13 protein-coding genes and 1 riboswitch are annotated in these 16049 nt (G+C 65.7%); of the genes, 8 read left to right on the plus strand and 5 right to left on the minus strand.

The window, feature by feature from the left end; genetic code table 11:
* Window positions 1-165 precede the first annotated feature (165 nt).
* The 4 genes from ACGYLQ_RS07380 to dctP all read right to left on the minus strand — a co-directional run bounded on the left by ACGYLQ_RS07380 (window position 166) and on the right by dctP (window position 4640).
* A complete protein-coding gene (locus ACGYLQ_RS07380; RefSeq protein WP_394441612.1) occupies window positions 166-1683 on the minus strand; it encodes a malonyl-CoA synthase in 1518 nt (505 codons plus the stop codon).
* 165 nt (window positions 1684-1848) lie between these two features.
* On the minus strand, window positions 1849-3165 hold the full coding sequence (locus ACGYLQ_RS07385) for a TRAP transporter large permease (protein ID WP_209218702.1): 1317 nt from the start codon (window positions 3163-3165) through the stop codon (window positions 1849-1851).
* Window position 3166: 1 nt separating this feature from the next.
* Complete coding sequence (locus ACGYLQ_RS07390) at window positions 3167-3649, minus strand: TRAP transporter small permease (RefSeq protein ID WP_394441615.1); 483 nt, start codon at window positions 3647-3649, stop codon at window positions 3167-3169.
* A gap of 19 nt (window positions 3650-3668) precedes the next feature.
* Window positions 3669-4640: a TRAP transporter substrate-binding protein DctP gene (gene dctP, locus ACGYLQ_RS07395; RefSeq protein ID WP_394441617.1), complete on the minus strand. Its 972-nt coding sequence runs from the start codon at window positions 4638-4640 to the stop codon at window positions 3669-3671.
* 223 nt (window positions 4641-4863) lie between these two features.
* Here dctP and ACGYLQ_RS07400 point away from each other — a divergent pair, with 223 nt between their 5' ends.
* Complete coding sequence (locus ACGYLQ_RS07400) at window positions 4864-6099, plus strand: putative DNA modification/repair radical SAM protein (protein WP_394441619.1); 1236 nt, start codon at window positions 4864-4866, stop codon at window positions 6097-6099.
* The gene (locus tag ACGYLQ_RS07405; protein ID WP_394441622.1) at window positions 6099-7529 is read left to right on the plus strand and encodes a UdgX family uracil-DNA binding protein; all 1431 of its coding nucleotides are present in this window, start codon (window positions 6099-6101) and stop codon (window positions 7527-7529) included. Before ACGYLQ_RS07400 ends, ACGYLQ_RS07405 begins: the two co-directional genes overlap by 1 nt.
* Here ACGYLQ_RS07405 and ACGYLQ_RS07410 read toward each other — a convergent pair.
* Complete coding sequence (locus ACGYLQ_RS07410) at window positions 7526-8164, minus strand: SOS response-associated peptidase (protein ID WP_394441625.1); 639 nt, start codon at window positions 8162-8164, stop codon at window positions 7526-7528. The genes ACGYLQ_RS07405 and ACGYLQ_RS07410 overlap by 4 nt on opposite strands.
* Before the next feature lie 145 nt (window positions 8165-8309).
* Between ACGYLQ_RS07410 and ACGYLQ_RS07415 the strand changes: the two genes are divergently transcribed.
* The 6 genes from ACGYLQ_RS07415 (at window position 8310) to thiS (ending at window position 16046) form a co-directional block, all read left to right on the plus strand.
* Window positions 8310-9044 (plus strand): ImuA family protein, encoded by a 735-nt coding sequence (locus tag ACGYLQ_RS07415; RefSeq protein ID WP_394441628.1) that lies wholly within the window; start codon window positions 8310-8312, stop codon window positions 9042-9044.
* Window positions 8992-10479 carry a Y-family DNA polymerase gene (locus ACGYLQ_RS07420; protein ID WP_394441680.1) on the plus strand — a complete coding sequence of 496 codons (1488 nt, stop codon included), beginning with the start codon at window positions 8992-8994 and terminating at the stop codon, window positions 10477-10479. Before ACGYLQ_RS07415 ends, ACGYLQ_RS07420 begins: the two co-directional genes overlap by 53 nt.
* On the plus strand, window positions 10479-13808 hold the full coding sequence (locus ACGYLQ_RS07425) for an error-prone DNA polymerase (RefSeq protein WP_394441631.1): 3330 nt from the start codon (window positions 10479-10481) through the stop codon (window positions 13806-13808). The genes ACGYLQ_RS07420 and ACGYLQ_RS07425 overlap by 1 nt, the downstream gene beginning before the upstream one ends.
* Window positions 13809-13919: 111 nt before the next feature.
* Window positions 13920-14016: riboswitch (TPP riboswitch) on the plus strand.
* A gap of 66 nt (window positions 14017-14082) precedes the next feature.
* A complete protein-coding gene (thiD, locus tag ACGYLQ_RS07430; protein WP_394441634.1) occupies window positions 14083-14886 on the plus strand; it encodes a bifunctional hydroxymethylpyrimidine kinase/phosphomethylpyrimidine kinase in 804 nt (267 codons plus the stop codon).
* On the plus strand, window positions 14879-15859 hold the full coding sequence (locus tag ACGYLQ_RS07435) for an FAD-dependent oxidoreductase (RefSeq protein WP_394441637.1): 981 nt from the start codon (window positions 14879-14881) through the stop codon (window positions 15857-15859). The genes thiD and ACGYLQ_RS07435 overlap by 8 nt, the downstream gene beginning before the upstream one ends.
* Window positions 15849-16046, plus strand: coding sequence for a sulfur carrier protein ThiS (thiS, locus tag ACGYLQ_RS07440; protein ID WP_394441640.1), 198 nt, complete (start codon window positions 15849-15851; stop codon window positions 16044-16046). The genes ACGYLQ_RS07435 and thiS overlap by 11 nt, the downstream gene beginning before the upstream one ends.
* Window positions 16047-16049 lie beyond the last annotated feature (3 nt).

Here is a 16049-nt window from a genome sequence, read left to right on the forward strand (position 1 = left end):
TGATCTAGCGGACTGAAAGGTCACCACGTTCTGTAGAAATTTTCCCGGCACATCAAGCGAAACCGGGCATTAAACGCCAGATTGTCGCAGGTTACGCCCCCGCCCTACCCCGTGGGAGGGAGATGCCCGTGCCTTTGCCCGTCCGACAGTCCCCCTCGGGCCGCGTCACCCCGGCTGGAAGAGGTCCCGGTAGCTTTCGCGCAGCACATTCTTTTGCACCTTGCCCATCGTATTGCGCGGCAGTTCCGGCAGCACGATCAACTTCTGGGGCTGTTTGAACTTGGCCAACGATCCGGCCACGCCCTCAGCGATTTGCTCCACGTCCAGATCCACCCCCCGGCGCGCCACCAGCACCGCCACGACGCTTTCGCCGAAATCGGGGTGCGGCACGCCGATCACCGCGCTTTCCAACACGCCCGGTTGGTCGTCGAGCAGCAGTTCGACCTCTTTGGGGTAGATGTTATAGCCGCCCGAGATGATCAGATCCTTGTCGCGGCCCACGATGGTGACATAGCCATCCGCATCACGCCGCCCCAAATCGCCGGTGATGAAAAACCCGTCTTCGCGCAATTCGGCGGCAGTCTTCTCGGGCATTTGCCAATAGCCTTTGAAGACGTTGGGACCGCGCACTTCGATGCTGCCGATCTCGCCATCCGGCAGGGTCGCGCCGGTTTCGGGGTCGGTGATCTTCAACTCCACATCCGGCAGCGGCAGGCCCACGGTGCCCGCGCGGCGCTCGCCCTCATAGGGGTTACTAGTGTTCATATTGGTCTCGGTCATGCCGTAACGCTCAAGGATACGGTGGCCGGTCCGGGTCTCGAAATCCACATGGGTTTCCGCCAAAAGCGGGGCGGAGCCCGAGATGAACAGCCGCATATTCGCCGCCGTCTCGCTGGTAAAACGCGCGTCGTCCAACAACCGGGTGTAGAAGGTGGGCACCCCCATCATCGCGGTGGCATGGGGCATCCGGTCGATCAATCGGTCGATGTCGAGCTTGGGCATAAAGATCATCGCGCCCCCCGCCACCAGCGTCACATTGGTCGCCACGAACAGCCCGTGGGTATGGAAGATCGGCAGCGCATGGAGCAGCACATCCGCATTGGTGAAGCGCCATAGATCGGCCAGCGTCTGCGCGTTGGACAAAAGGTTCGCCTGCGTCAGCATCGCCCCCTTTGAGCGCCCCGTCGTGCCGGAGGTATAGAGGAAGGCCGCCAGATCATCGCCCCCACGCGCGACGGTCTCGAACTGATCGGGGGCCGAGGCCGCACGGTCCGCAAAGCTGCCATCGTTTTCGGTGCCCAGCGTCTCAAGCTGGCAACCCGTATCCTTGGCCAGCGGCGCCATCTCATTGCGCCGCGCAGGCTGGCAGACAAACGCCGCCGCCCCGCTATCGGTCACGAAATAGCGCACCTCATCCGCCGTATAGGCCGGGTTCAGCGGCAGAAAGATCACCCCCGCCTGCACGCAAGCGGCATAGAGCGCCAGAGCATCCGCGGATTTGTCGATCTGCACCGCCAGCCGGTCACCCGGCTTCACCCCCAGCCCGCTCAGCACATTGGCAAAGCGGCCCGCCCGGCTCAGAAAGCCCGCATGGGTCAGCGTCACCCCGCCCTCAAGGTGCAAAAAGGCGGTCGTCTTGCCAGCGTGACGGCCAAACAGAGTGTCATAAAGGGGGTTTGCCATCACGGTGCTCCTCACGTGTTGTTCTTGGGGAAGCCGATTGCCTCCTCGCGGAATTACAATCGTATTACGCAGGGTAATGCAAGCAGGTGGAGGGCTGCGGTGAGGGGAAATGTTGAACCGAGGCAATAGCTTGTAGGGCGACGCTCGGGCGCGTCGCCCTGCGGATTAGCGGCCCATCAAGCCCGGCAACCAAGTACCGATGCCCGGCAGCCAAACAACCAGCGCCAGCACGAAGAGCTTGATTAACAAAAAGGGCATCACCGAGGCATAGATTTGCGGCATCCGGATCTCTTCGGGCGCCACGCCCCGCATGACGAAGAGAAGCAGCCCGAACGGCGGTGTCAGGAGACCGATCTCCATGGTCAGCAGGTAAACCACGCCGAGGGTCAGCTCGTTGATCTCCATCGCGCCCGCCAAGGGCACGAATACCGGGACCGTCACCATCAACATCGACACTTGATCGATGAAACACCCCAGAAACAGCAGGATCGCGATCATCCCCAAGAGCACCATCAGCGGCGTCGGATCGACCGCGTTGATTGCATTGATCAGCCCGTTGGTCGCGCCCGAAAAGCTCAGCACCTGCGCAAAGGTCTGGCTGGCCGCAATGATGAACAGGATCATCACCGACAGTTTCAACGTCTCCATCAGGGCACGGCCCATCTTCTCCCAACTCAAGGCCCGATAGGCTGCCCCGATGATCACCGCCGTGATACTGCCCAGCGCAGCGCTCTCCGTGGGTGTGGCGATCCCTGCGAGCAAAGAGCCGATTACCACCGCGAAAAGTACCGTCAGCGGCAAGACGTAGATCGCGAAAGGCGTCCACCGTTCGCGCAGCGACATATCCTCGTAAACATCGGGCGGCGCGACCTTTGGGTCCAGTACACTGCGCCCCACCACATAGGCCACGAAAAGCACCGCCAGCAGCAAGGCCGGAAGTACCCCCGCGATCAGCAGCCCCGCGATGGAAATACCAGCGAGCGAGCCCACCAGAACCGCCAACGCCGACGGTGGGATCAGCATCGCAATCGCCCCCGAAGCCATGATCGGCCCCATGGCCATCGACGGGTGGTAGCCCCGTTTCAGCATCCCCGGCAGCAGCGTGCCGCCCAGCATCGCGGTATTGGCGATGGTCGAGCCTGAGAGTGCAGCAAAGATCGTGCCGCCAAAGATCGTCACCACTGACATGCGGCCCGGGATGCGCGTCACCACCCGCTCAATGGCGTCGATGGCGCGGTGCGCCACCCCGGTCTGAAAGAGTATCTCTCCCATCAGGATGAACAGGGGTATCGGGGCAAGCTGGAAATTCGCCACCGACTGCGCCGAGTTGCGCGCCAGTTGCAGAATGCCGCGCTCGCCACCCAGCACGAAGTATGCGCCCACGGTGGTCACGGCGATAAAGGCAAAGGCGACCGGCAAGCCGATCAGCAAAAGCACCGCGAGGCTGCCCAGCATGAGCGTCAGGATCAAAGCCCAATCCATCTCAAAGACCACTCAGACTACGCTCGGCCGTTTCCGGATAGAAAAGGCGGCGGATAAAGATAATCGTGCAAAGCGCCAATGACAGCGGCACAAAGGCCAGCATCCACCATTCCGGGATGACGAATGACGTCCGGATCATCGACCCCCGCGCGGCCGACGCCAGCACTGCTTGCAATCCGTACCACCCCAGCACCCCCGCCGTGACAGCGCCGATGGCGCTGGTAAGACGGGTGAGCACATGGCCCGTGCGTGGCGCAAGATTGCTGGTGATCAGATCCACCTTCACATGGCCACCGATCGACAGCACCCAAGGCGCGCCAAGGAAGGTGGCGATCATCAGCGCGTATTGGATCGCATCCAGCGCGCCATAGACCACCGGCAGGCCAAGATTGCGCAGCACAACATTGAGAGCGATGAACACCGCGATCACTCCGAGGATACCAGCCGAAAAGACGGCCAGCCCCCGGAGTGTCCGGTCAAACATTCGAGAGATCATTGGAGGATCACTTGGTCATGCAGGCGCGCATCTGCTGCGCAAGATCGGCATCGACCTCTTCCACCGCGGCCCAACCGGCATCGCGGGCGGCAGCGATCCAAGTCTCGGCATCGGCCTCGCCGAAGGTGATCGTCTCGATACCCGCCTCGGCCTGCGCCGCATATTCCGAGGCGTTCCGATCCGCGTTGTCGTTGTTCAGCTTTTCCATCCAAGCGGCACCTTCCGCCAACTTCGCGCGCTGCGCCTCCGTTAGCCCGTTCCAAGTGTCAAGGTTCACCAGAACGTTAACATCGACGTTGTAAAAGCTCGGGTCGACACGGTACTTCGTCTGCTCGTCCCAACCAAGGTCCAGCACCCCCTGCGAGGGCCAGCCGTAGCCGTCAATCGCACCACGCTCCAGCGCGCTGTAGACCTCCCCCGGCGCGGTCCGCACGAGGTTGGCACCAAGCTGCGTAAACATCGCTTGGTAAACCGGCGTGGTGCGGATGGTCAGACCGCTCAGATCCGGCCCCTCGACCGGTTTGGTGAGATAAAGGTGATAGCCGATCCCGTCGCCCGCATGGGCGAGGTATTTCACGTTCATCTGCTCTTGATGGATACGGTCGACCAGTTCATAGCAGCCATTGGCGCGCTGGTCCTGAATGGTGTTCTCGGCCAAATGCAGTGCGTCGCCGGTGGGCAGCAGGTTGGGGTAATAGGCCGTAGTGTTATTTGCGATGTCGACGACGCCGGACTGCACCGCATTGCCCAGTTCAAAAGGCGGCACGGCCTCAGGACCGCCGACCAGATTGATCTGCACGACCCCTTTGCCGTTCTCGTTGATCCACTCGACAAAGGACTCGAACTCGCGGCTAAAGGCGGTGCCAAGGGTAAAGGCCGAAACGGCGCGCAGGGTCACTTCTTCGGCCTGAGCGATGCTGCCGGTGGCAAATGTGCTGACGGCAAAGACCGCCGCGCTAAGCGTGGTTGTTGTTTTCATGGTCGTCTCCCAGTTGTGATCAAAAGCCCGCGATCTTTGCCTCGGTGCCCTCGCATGCAAATGCATAATATGTATCTGCATGTAATTGGTAGCGACTAGATTTCCCTACGTCAATTTAATCTCGGCGCCACGGGGCCACCCCCCTCAGCAGCCCCCCGCGCAAATTGTCGCGGCATTAAGATAGATTAATGACGCCGCCCCCTTGAGAACATATATAGAACGCATGACCAAACAGACCCTCGAACAGAAACTGGCGATTCTCAGCGACGCGGCAAAATACGACGCCTCCTGCGCCTCCTCGGGCTCCACCAAGCGCGACTCGCGCGATGGCAAGGGGCTGGGCTCCAACGAAGGCAGCGGCATCTGCCATGCCTACGCCCCGGATGGGCGCTGCATCAGCCTGCTCAAGATCCTGATGACCAATTTTTGCATCTACGATTGCAGCTATTGCATCAACCGCGTCTCCTCGAACGTGGAACGCGCGCGCTTCAGCGTGGATGAGGTGGTGAAACTCACCATCGAGTTCTACCGCCGCAACTATATCGAGGGGCTGTTCCTGTCCTCGGGTGTGATCCGCTCGCCCGATGCCACGATGTCGGACATGGTGCAGATCGCCCGCAAGCTGCGCCACGAGGAGAATTTTCGCGGCTACATCCACCTCAAGACGATCCCCGACGCCTCCCCTGAGTTGATCGAGGAAGCGGGCCGTCTGGCGGACCGTCTGTCGATCAACGTGGAACTGCCCACCGACACGGCGGTGCAGCAATATGCGCCCGAGAAAAAGCCCGAGCAGATCCGCCGCGCCATGGCCAACGTGCGGATGACCAAGGAGGCGAGCAAGGAGAAGTCCTTCTCCGGCAAGCGCCCGCCGCGCTTCGCCCCCGCGGGCCAGTCGACGCAGATGATCATCGGCGCGGATGGGTCCAACGATGCCACGGTGCTGGGGCAATCGACGCGGCTTTATTCCAGCTACAAGTTGAAGCGGGTCTATTACTCCGCCTTCTCGCCCATTCCCGACAGTTCGTCGAAACTGCCGCTGATCCGCCCGCCCCTGCAGCGCGAGCATCGGCTCTATCAGGCCGACTGGCTGCTGCGGTTCTACGACTTTCAACTGGACGAGATCACCTCCGTCACCCGCGACGGCAACCTTGATCTGGAGGTCGACCCCAAGCTCGCCTGGGCGCTGGTGCACCGCGAGCATTTCCCGCTCGACGTCAACCGCGCCAGCCGCGAGATGCTGCTGCGGGTTCCGGGGTTCGGGGTGAAGACCGTCACCCGCATCCTCGCCGCGCGTCGCCATCGCGCGTTGCGCTACGAAGACCTGACCCGCATGGGCGCCTCGATGAAAAAGGCCCGCGCCTTTGTCACCGCGGGGGGCTGGACCCCCGGCGGCCTCACCGACAGTGCCGACCTGCGCGCGCGTTTCGCGCCGCCGCCCGAGCAATTGACCCTGTTCTGATGCACCGCGTCTCCCTTCCCCCCATCGGCACCGCCAAGGCATGGCGCGAGGCGGCGCGTGGCTTTCTGGCCGCGAGCGTGCCGCCCGAGCAGATCCTCTGGGGCGATCATGCCGCCACCCCCGACCTGTTTGGCGAGGAAGCCGCACCGGCCGCCTCGGGCCGCGTCGCGGTGCCGCGCAGCTTCGTATCGATGGCCGAAACGGCGGTCTGGCACAGCGACCCGGAGCGTTTCGCGCGGCTTTATTCCTTCCTCTGGCGCGTGAAGGACGCGCCGCATCTGATGTCCGACCGGGGCGATGCCGACCTCGCCGTGCTGCGCGGGATGGAGAAGAACGTCCGCCGCTGCCAGCACAAGATGAAGGCCTTCGTCCGCTTCCGCGAGATCGGTGATCCAAACGCCCCGCGCCGCAGTTTCGCGGCCTGGTTCGAGCCCACGCATCACACGGTGGAGCCGACGGCAGATTTCTTCGTGCGGCGGTTTTCCGACATGGACTGGCGCATCCTGACGCCCGATGTCTCGGCCATCTTCGAGGGCGGCAAGCTCAGTTTTCAGGAAGGCCACGCCAAGCCCGACCTGCCCGAGGACGCGGGCGAGCAGTTGTGGATCACCTACTTCCAGAACATCTTCAATCCCGCTCGCCTGATGGTGAAGGCCATGCAGTCGGAGATGCCCAAGAAATACTGGAAGAACATGCCCGAGGCCGCCTTCATCCCCCAGATGATCGCCGAGGCCCCAGCTCGCGCCCGGGCCATGGCCGAGGCCGCCCCCACCCTGCCGCCCGCGCGGATGGACCGGGTGCAGGCGCAGCTTTCGGCTTTTGATTCCGCTTGGGATGGCCCGATGGAGGAGCTGCCCGCAGCGATCCGCGCCTGCACCCGCTGCCCGCTGCATTGCCACGCCACGCAGGCCGTGCCGGGTGAAGGGCCACGAGATGCCGATCTCATGGTCGTGGGCGAACAGCCCGGCGATCAGGAAGACCTCGCGGGTCGCCCCTTCGTCGGGCCGGCGGGGCAGATGTTCGACCGCATTGCCGGGGAAGCGGGGCTGGACCGAGACGCCGCCTTCGTCACCAATGCGGTCAAACACTTCAAGTTCACCGCCCGCGGCAAACGCCGCATTCACCAGCGCCCCGAGACGCCGGAGATCGACCAGTGCCGCTGGTGGATGAACGCCGAGGTGGCGCAGGTGCAGCCGAAGCTCATCCTCGCCATGGGCGCTACGGCGGCGCAGAGCCTCACCGGCAAGGGCGCGGGCATCCTGAAACGCCGCGGCACGATCGAGGCGGGGCCGGAGGGCATTCCGGTGCTGATCACCCTGCACCCCTCCTACCTCTTGCGCGTCCCCGACCCCGCATTGCGCGAGGAGGCCGAGGCGCAGTTCCGCTCGGACCTCGCGATGGCAGCACGGATGATGGCGGAGGCGGCTTAATCATCGGGGTCGATCACCTGCAGGGCCCCGTCGGGCAGCGGGCGTTGCAACGCCGCAAGGTCGGTGGTCTCGGCACTCAGCCACGTCTGCACCTCATCGGGCGTGGTCAGGATCACCGGCATCGCCTTGGGGTGCACGGCACCGACCTCGGCATTGGGCTCGGTCGTCAGGAAGCCATAGAGGTTATCGGTGGTCTCACCGTCCTTCAGTTTTCGCACGGAGGTCCACTGCGTCCAGACCCCGGCGAAGAAGGCCAGCGGGCGGTCCTCGTCAAGCGCGAACCAGACCGGGCGCGAACGCTCCCCGGGGCGGTTCAGCGGCTCGGAAAAGGCGGTGAAGGGCACCACGCAGCGATGCTCCCGCACCAGCCAGCGCCGCCAATGCGGTGAGGCGATGTTGCGGATGTTGGTGACGCCGCGGTCGGTCTTCTTGCCCTTGAGCGCAAAGGCCGGGGACGGCATGCCCCACCGCATCATCTCCAGCACCGGGCCGCTATCGCCATGGCGCACTACTGGGGCGGGATAATCGGGGTAGATGCCGGGCATGGGCGGCAGATTGCCTGCATTGTCCTCGATCCCGTCGAACCAGCCGCGGATCGCGTCCTGCCCCTTGGTGAGGGAATAAAGATTGCACATTTTCGCCTCCTATCGCCGCCCTTCGCCCAGTAGATGCGGCTTTTCCACGCCCCGGCAAGGGCTTCGCGGCGGCCGCTCAAAATTTTGACAAGGCCGCAGTTCGTCGTTTATGAATAGAACAAAGTGTGAACATATGGAGTCGTGCATGACAACCGATTCTACATATGGGCAGGTCCTTACCCTGCCGCGACGCCGGCCGTCGACACCGCCCGAACCGGGGGTTCTGGCCACGCATGCGCCGCTGACGGATGTCTTTCCGCAGGCCTTCGCCAGTGCTTCGGCCAGTGGCTTCGTCCTGTCGCTGCTGCCACGCGGCAAGGGGCCGGTGCTCTGGGTGCAAGACTTCCTGTCGCGGCGCGAGAACGGCGCGCCCTATACGCCGAGCCTTGCGGCTTTCGGGTTGGAGCAGCCGGTGCTGCTGGTCACCGCCAGCCATCCGCGCGACGTGCTTTGGACGATGGAGGAAGGCGCCGCCTGCGCCGGTCTTTCCGCCGTGGTGGGCGAGGTGCATGGCGGGCCGGAGGTTCTGGATTTCACCGCCACCAAGCGGCTGTCGCTCCGGGCCGAGGCCTCGGGCGTGCCGCTCTACCTCATCCGCAGCGGCGACCCCGGGGGCCTGAGCGCGGCGCGGATGCGTTGGCGCATTGCCTCCCTGCCCGCGCAGGCGCATCCCGACGACCCGCAGGCCCCGGGCGCGGCCCGCTGGGACCTCGACCTGTTTCGCGCGCGCGGCCATGCGCCCGGCCGCTGGGTGGCCGACCATGAGCCCGACAAACGCCACAGCCCCCGCGCCGCGGATCGTCTCCGTCTGGTTCCCCGATCTGACGATGGAGCGTTGGCGCCGGGTGATCAGCCAATACCGCAACGTTCCGGGGGATGAGGTGCCGGTGGTCCTGTCGCGCGACGGGACGCACGGGCCGGTGGTCCATGGGCTGAGCACCGCCGCCCGCGCCCGCGGCATCGAGGTGGGCGCGCGGGTGGTCGACGTGCAGGCGATCCACCCCGACCTGCATGTCGAGCCCGCCGATCTGGAAGGCGATATCACCCTGATCAAGCGGCTGGTGCATTGGGCGCGGCGCTGGTGCCCTTGGACGGCGCGGGATCAGGACCACGGTCTGCTGCTCGACGTGACCGGCTGCACGCATCTGTTTGGCGGCGAGGCGGCGATGCTGCGCGACATCCGCAGCCGTTTCGCGCTGCAGGGGCTGACCGCGCGCTGCGCCATGGCCCCCACCCCCGGTGCCGCGCAGGCGCTGGCGCGTTTCGGCTCCGGCGCGCATATCTGCACCGCCGAAGATGTGGGCACCGCCCTCGCCCCCCTGCCCGTCGCCGCCCTGCGGCTCGACGCCCAGACCACGCGGCTGCTGGAACGGCTTGGCCTCAAGACCATCGGCGCGCTGAGCGATCTGCACCGCGCCGCGCTGATGCGCCGCTTCGCCAACCTGAAGCCCGAGCGCAACCCGCTGATCCTACTCGACAAAGCGCTCGGCAAGGCCGCCGATCCGCTGAACGCCCCGCCCGACCACCGTCACTTCATGGCCCGCAGCCGCCTGGCTGAGCCGGTGCTCGACCCCGCCCCGCATCTGCCCGCGCTGGTCGAGGACCTCTGCGCGCAACTGGCCCGGGCGGAACTCGGCGCGCGGCGGCTGCGGCTGACGGTCTACCGCATCGACGGCGATTGGCGCGGCCTCGACACCGCCACCGCCCGTGCCAGCCGGGACGCCGCGCATCTGCGCCGCCTCTTCGACGGCAAGCTCGAGAATATCGACAGCGGCTTTGGCTTTGACCTCATGACGCTGGAGGCGCTGGCGAGCGAGCCGCTGCCGCTGATGCAGGACCACCTCGACGGCAAGCGCGACCCTTCGGCGGATGTGGCCGGGCTCTTGGACCGTCTGGTGGCCAAGCTCGGCCCGGAAAAGGTGAGCTGGCCGCAGTGGCGCGAGACCCACAAGCCCGAGGCGGTGGAAGAACGCGCCCCGGCCCTGCAGGCCAGCCCCGCCGCCGCACCGGTGCGGCTGCGCGAGCGCCCGCTGCGCCTCTTGACCCCGCCCGAGGAGGTACGCGTGATCTACGCCGTGCCCGAAGGCCCGCCCTCGCAGTTCAACTGGCGCCGCGTCACCTACAAGACCACCCGCCACGCGGGGCCTGAGCGGATCGCCCCCGAATGGTGGCGCGACCGCCCCGGCACCCGGCTGCGCGATTACTATAAAGTCGAGGTCGCGGGCGGCCAGCGCTTCTGGCTCTACCGCGAGGGCGTGATCCACGACGGTCGCGGGGCCGAGCCGCGCTGGTTCCTGCACGGGATGTTCGCCTGATGCCGCAGCAGGAGGGACATAAGCGCCGCACCTTGGGCGAGGACGGGCTCAGCGCCCCCGCCCGCGCAGAATATGTGGAATTTGGGCTGGCGAGCTGCTTTTCGTTCCTGCGGGCCGCCTCGGACGCCGTCGATCTGGTCGAGACGGCGCATCACCACGGCTACGACAGCCTCGGCATCGCGGATCACAACACGCTCGCGGGCGTGGTGCGGCTGCATGTGGAGGCGGAGAAAGCCAATATCCGCCCCCTGATCGGCGCGCGTCTGGTGCTGCTCTGCGGGACCGAGATCCTCGCCTATCCGCAGGACCGCGCCGCCTATGCGCAGCTTTCGACGCTTCTGTCGGCGGGCAAGATGCAATCGGTCGACGGCGAATGGCAGCAAAAGGGCGAGACCCATCTGACGCTGGAGATGCTGCAAGGCCACGCCGAAGGGCTGCACCTCATCGTCATGCCACCCGAGAACCTCGATCTCTTTGCCGCGGGCCTGCCGCGGCTGCTGAAGGCGCTGCCGGGGATGCGCCATATCGGGGCGAGTTTCCTCTACCGGGGCGACGACCGCGCGCGGATCAACCGGCTCGATGCGCTGGCCCGCGCCCATGGGCTGAGGCTGCTTGCCACCAACGACGTGCTCTACCATGCCCGCCACCGCCGCCCCCTGCAAGACGTGATGGTGGCGATCCGCGAGGGCGTGATCGTGCCCAAGGCGGGCTACCTGCTGGCCGCCAATGCCGAGCGACACCTGAAATCGCCGGAGGCGATGATGCGCCTCTTCGCCGACTGGCCCCATGCCATTGCCGAGACGCGCCGCTTGGCGGACAAGATCGACTTCCGCCTCACCGATCTGGCCTATGAATACCCCCATGAGATCGTCCCCGAGAGCCGCACCCCGATGGAGGAACTGGCGCGCCTCACATGGGAAGGCGCCGCCCGGCGCTACCCCGAAGGCGTGCCCGAGGCGGTGAAAAAGACCATCGAGAAGGAATTCGCGCTGATCTCCTCCAAGAAGATCGCGCGTTATTTCCTGACCATCTATGACATCGTCCGCTTCGCCCGCGAGGAGGCCGAGCCGCCGATCCTCTGCCAGGGGCGCGGCTCGGCGGCCAATTCCGCCGTCTGTTTCTGCCTCGGCATCACCTCGGTCGACCCGGCGGTGCATGACCTGCTGTTCGAGCGGTTCCTCAGCGAGGAACGCGACGAGCCGCCCGATATCGACGTCGATTTCGAGCATGAGCGGCGCGAGGAAGTGATCCAGTACATGTACGGCAAATACGGCCGCCACCGCGCCGGGCTCTGCGCCACGGTGATCCACTACCGCCCGCGCTCGGCCATCCGCGAGGTCGGCAAGGCGATGGGGCTTTCCGAAGACGTGACCTCGAAGCTCGCCGGCACCGTCTGGGGCAGTTTCGAGGGCGAGATGGACGACGCCCGCGCCCGCGAGGCGGGGCTAGACCTCTCGGACCCCTACTTGCGCATGGTGCTGAAACTGGCCAGCCAGATGATCGGCATGCCGCGGCACCTGAGCCAGCACGTCGGCGGTTTCATCCTGACCGAGCGCCCCCTGACCGAGATCGTGCCCATCGGCAACGGCGCCATGCCCGAGCGCAGTTTCATCGAATGGGACAAGGACGACATCGACGCCTTGCAGATCTTCAAGGTCGATATCCTCGCCCTCGGCATGCTCACCTGTATCGCCAAATGTTTTGATCTGATCGAGGCGCATTACGACCGCCCGCTGGAACTGGCCACGGTGCCGGTGGAGGATCACGAGGACGACGCCACCGGTCGGCCCACCTACGACATGCTCTGCCGGGGCGACAGCCTTGGCGTCTTTCAGGTCGAAAGCCGCGCGCAGATGGCGATGCTGCCGAAACTGCGCCCGCGCGTCTTTTACGATCTGGTGATCGAGGTCGCCATCGTCCGCCCCGGCCCCATTCAGGGCGACATGGTCCATCCCTACCTGCGCCGCCGTCAGGGGTTGGAGAGCGTCGTCTACCCCGCCCCCGGCCCAGCCTATCCGCAGGACGAGCTTTTCAGCATCCTCAGCCGAACCTTGGGCGTGCCGATCTTTCAGGAACAGGCGATGAAGATCTCCATCGACGCGGCGCGGTTCTCTCCGGCCGAGGCCAATGAGCTGCGCAAGGCCATGGCCACATTCCGCTCGCGCGGGACGATCGAGAAACTGCAGGACAAGATGGTGGGCCGCATGACCGAGCGCGGCTACGATCCCATCTTCGCGCAGCGCTGTTTCGACCAGATCAAGGGCTTTGGCGAATACGGCTTTCCCGAAAGCCATGCGGCGAGCTTCGCCAAGCTGGTCTATGTCTCAAGTTGGATGAAATGCCACTACCCCGCGGCCTTTGCCTGCGCGCTGCTGAACTCACAACCCATGGGATTTTACGCCCCCGCGCAGATCGTGCGCGATGCGCGCGAGCATCAGGTCGAGGTGCGCGGCGTCGACGTGAACCTCTCGGACTGGAACTGCACGCTGGAGCCTTGTGGCGACGGTTTCGCCCTGCGGCTGGGGCTGCGCATGGTGGACGGGCTGCAAGAGAAGGCCGGCGCGCGGATCATGGACCGGCGCGAGACGCCTTACGCGGATGTCGAGGACCTCAAGACCCGCGCGGGGCTGGATGCCAAGGCGATCCGCCAGTTCGCCGCCGCCGACACGATGCACAGCATGGGGATCGACCGGCGCCAAGCGCTCTGGCAGGCCCAAGGGCTGCGCGACGCGCCTGCCCTGCCGATCTTCGATCATGCCGAGGCTTCGGCCCGCGGCCCGGAGCCGGAGGTGCATCTGCCGGTGATGCCGAAGGCGGAGCAGGTCGTGGCCGACTACCAGACGCTGCGCCTGTCGCTGAAGGCGCATCCGATGTCCTTTTACCGTGCCAGCCTCGCCGCGCAGGGGTTTTCCTCGGCCCGGGATCTGGCGCGCATGGGCCACGGGCGGCGGGTGAAGCTGGCGGGGTTGGTGCTGGTGCGCCAGAAACCCGGCAGCGCCAAGGGGGTCTGTTTCATCACGCTGGAGGACGAATTCGGCGTCGCCAACCTCGTGATCTGGCCAAACATGTTCAAGCTCTACCGCCCCACGATCATGTCGTCGCGGCTTCTGGTCGTGGAGGGGCGCGTGCAGACCGACGGGCGGGTGATCCACGTGGTGGCCGAGCGGCTTGAGAACCGCTCCGACCGGCTGGCAGCACTATCGGAAGCACCGATGCCCGGCATCACGACGCGGGGCGATCACCCGACCCATCCGCTGCCCGGTCAGGTGGCCATGCACGGCCACCCGCGCGATGCCAAAGTGATCCCCAAATCGCGGGATTTTCATTAACAAATCCTCATGCAATGCATGAGGTACACACCGCAACTAAATGATATAAAACACAAACCAATAAATAACCGATCCCCTGTTGACCCTATGAACGCCCCTCGCTAGCCTGCCGGAAATCCGTTGGGGTGCCGCAAGGCTGAGAGGTGAAAACCGACCCATCGAACCTGATCCGGGTCGTACCGGCGTAGGGAACGGAAGCAAGCATCAGCCCATCCGGGCGGTCGTTTACCCCGTATCTCCATGCCCTTGGCCCATCTAACGAATGGGGGGCCGAATGGCGTTTCAAGCACTGACGATTGCGGGGTCCGACAGCGGCGGCGGAGCGGGGATTCAGGCCGATCTCAAGACCTTTAGCGCGCTTGGCGTTTATGGGGCAAGCGTGCTCACCGCCGTGACCGCCCAGAACACCCGCGCCGTCACCGCGGTCGCCATGATCGCCCCTGCGATGATCCGCGCACAGATGACGGCGGTCTTTGACGATCTGGCCATCGGCGCGGTCAAGATCGGCATGTTGGGCGACCCGGCAACGATCTCCGCCGTGGCCGAGGGGTTGGCAGACTGCCCCGCGCCCATTGTGCTCGACCCGGTGATGGTGGCGAAATCCGGCGATGCGCTGCTCTCTGCCGAAGCGGTCAAAACCCTGCGCGACCGGATGCTGCCCCGCGCCCGTGTGCTGACGCCGAACCTGCCCGAGGCCGCACGGCTGCTCGACACAGAAGAAGCCACCGACGAGACCACGATGCTCGCGCAGGGCCGCGCGCTGCTGTCGCTCGGCCCCCGCGCGGTGCTGATGAAGGGCGGCCATGGCAAGGGCGAGACCTGCGTCGATCTGCTGATTTCCGAGGCCGACACCCTGCGCCTTTCCGCGCCCCGCCAGCAGACGGCGAACACCCATGGCACCGGCTGCACGCTCTCTGCCGCCATTGCCGCCGGTCTGGCGCGGGGCCTGCCTCTGCCGGAGGCGGTGGAGGCCGCCCATAGCTATCTGCAACGCGCCATTGCCGCGGCGGACGCCCTCAACATCGGCCATGGCCACGGGCCGGTGCATCATTTTCACGGCGTTTGGCCCCATGAGTGATGTCACCATCATCGGCGCGGGCGTGGCAGGGCTTTGGGCCGCGCGGGCCTGTCTGGCGCAGGGGCTGCGGCCAAGGCTCGTCGACCGCAAGGGCCCGCCCGGGCCGCACGGCTGTTCGTGGTGGGCGGGCGGCATGCTCGCCCCCTTTTGCGAAGGGGCGCTGAGCGAGCCTGCGGTGGTGACCCACGGGCGGCGTGCTGCGGCGCTATGGGGGGAGGTCACGGAGGTCACCCATAGGGGCACGCTGGTCCTCGCCCCCGAGCGGGACCGCGCGGAATTGCAGCGTTTCGCCGCCCGCACCGAAGGCCACAACGACTGCGACGCCGAAGCCATCGCAGCCTGTGAGCCGGACCTCGCCGGGCGCCATCGCCGCGGGCTGTTCTTTGCCGAGGAAGCGCATCTGAACCCGCGGCAAGCGCTGCAAGACCTGACCCATGCGCTGGCCGCCGAGGGCGTGACGGTTGAGACCACGGCCCTCACCCCTTCGGAGGTCACAGGCCCGGTGATCGACTGCCGCGGCATGGTGGCCCGCGACGCTCTGCCCGGTCTGCGTGCCGTGCGCGGGGAGATGATCCTGCTGCGCGCGCCGGAGATCGCCCTCACCCGCCCGATCCGCCTGCTGCACCCGCGCCACCCGCTTTACGTCGTGCCGCGCGGGCAAGGGATCTACATGCTGGGCGCGACCCAGATCGAAAGCGCCAGCCGCAGCGGCATGACCGCCCGTTCGGCGCTGGAACTGCTCTCAGCCGCCTATGCGCTCGACCCGCGCTTTGCCGAGGGCGAGATCATCGAGATGGGCGCCGACCTGCGCCCGGCTTTCGCCGACAACCTGCCCGGCATCGTGCAGCGCGGGGCGGTACTGCATCTGAACGGATTGTTCCGGCACGGTTTTCTCATGGCGCCCGCCTTGGCCGAACAGGCCGCGGGCTTTCTGGCAACAGCGACAACGGGGGATTTATTCCGTGAAGATTGAAGTGAACGGCGAGACGCGTGAGGTCACCGCCACGCAGCTTGACGCGGCATTGGCAGAGCTTGGTTGGGGCGCGGCGAAAGTCGCCACCGCCCTCAACGGCAGCTTCGTTCCCGCAGGCGCGCGGGGTGAGACCATGCTGAGCGACGGCGACCGGCTCGAAGTGCTCAGCGCCATGCAGGGGGGCTGAGCG

The organism is Sulfitobacter sp. 1A12779, assembly GCF_043557315.1.
GTDB lineage: Bacteria > Pseudomonadota > Alphaproteobacteria > Rhodobacterales > Rhodobacteraceae > Sulfitobacter > Sulfitobacter faviae.

Coding starts and splice junctions, on each gene's coding strand:
- ACGYLQ_RS07380 (WP_394441612.1), bottom strand. CDS start 1,683: ATGGCAAACCCCCTTTATGACACTCTGTTTGGCCGTCACGCTGGCAAG.
- ACGYLQ_RS07385 (WP_209218702.1), bottom strand. CDS start 3,165: ATGGATTGGGCTTTGATCCTGACGCTCATGCTGGGCAGCCTCGCGGTG.
- ACGYLQ_RS07390 (WP_394441615.1), bottom strand. CDS start 3,649: ATGTTTGACCGGACACTCCGGGGGCTGGCCGTCTTTTCGGCTGGTATC.
- dctP (WP_394441617.1), bottom strand. CDS start 4,640: ATGAAAACAACAACCACGCTTAGCGCGGCGGTCTTTGCCGTCAGCACA.
- ACGYLQ_RS07400 (WP_394441619.1), top strand. CDS start 4,864: ATGACCAAACAGACCCTCGAACAGAAACTGGCGATTCTCAGCGACGCG.
- ACGYLQ_RS07405 (WP_394441622.1), top strand. CDS start 6,099: ATGCACCGCGTCTCCCTTCCCCCCATCGGCACCGCCAAGGCATGGCGC.
- ACGYLQ_RS07410 (WP_394441625.1), bottom strand. CDS start 8,164: ATGTGCAATCTTTATTCCCTCACCAAGGGGCAGGACGCGATCCGCGGC.
- ACGYLQ_RS07415 (WP_394441628.1), top strand. CDS start 8,310: ATGACAACCGATTCTACATATGGGCAGGTCCTTACCCTGCCGCGACGC.
- ACGYLQ_RS07420 (WP_394441680.1), top strand. CDS start 8,992: ATGGAGCGTTGGCGCCGGGTGATCAGCCAATACCGCAACGTTCCGGGG.
- ACGYLQ_RS07425 (WP_394441631.1), top strand. CDS start 10,479: ATGCCGCAGCAGGAGGGACATAAGCGCCGCACCTTGGGCGAGGACGGG.
- thiD (WP_394441634.1), top strand. CDS start 14,083: ATGGCGTTTCAAGCACTGACGATTGCGGGGTCCGACAGCGGCGGCGGA.
- ACGYLQ_RS07435 (WP_394441637.1), top strand. CDS start 14,879: ATGAGTGATGTCACCATCATCGGCGCGGGCGTGGCAGGGCTTTGGGCC.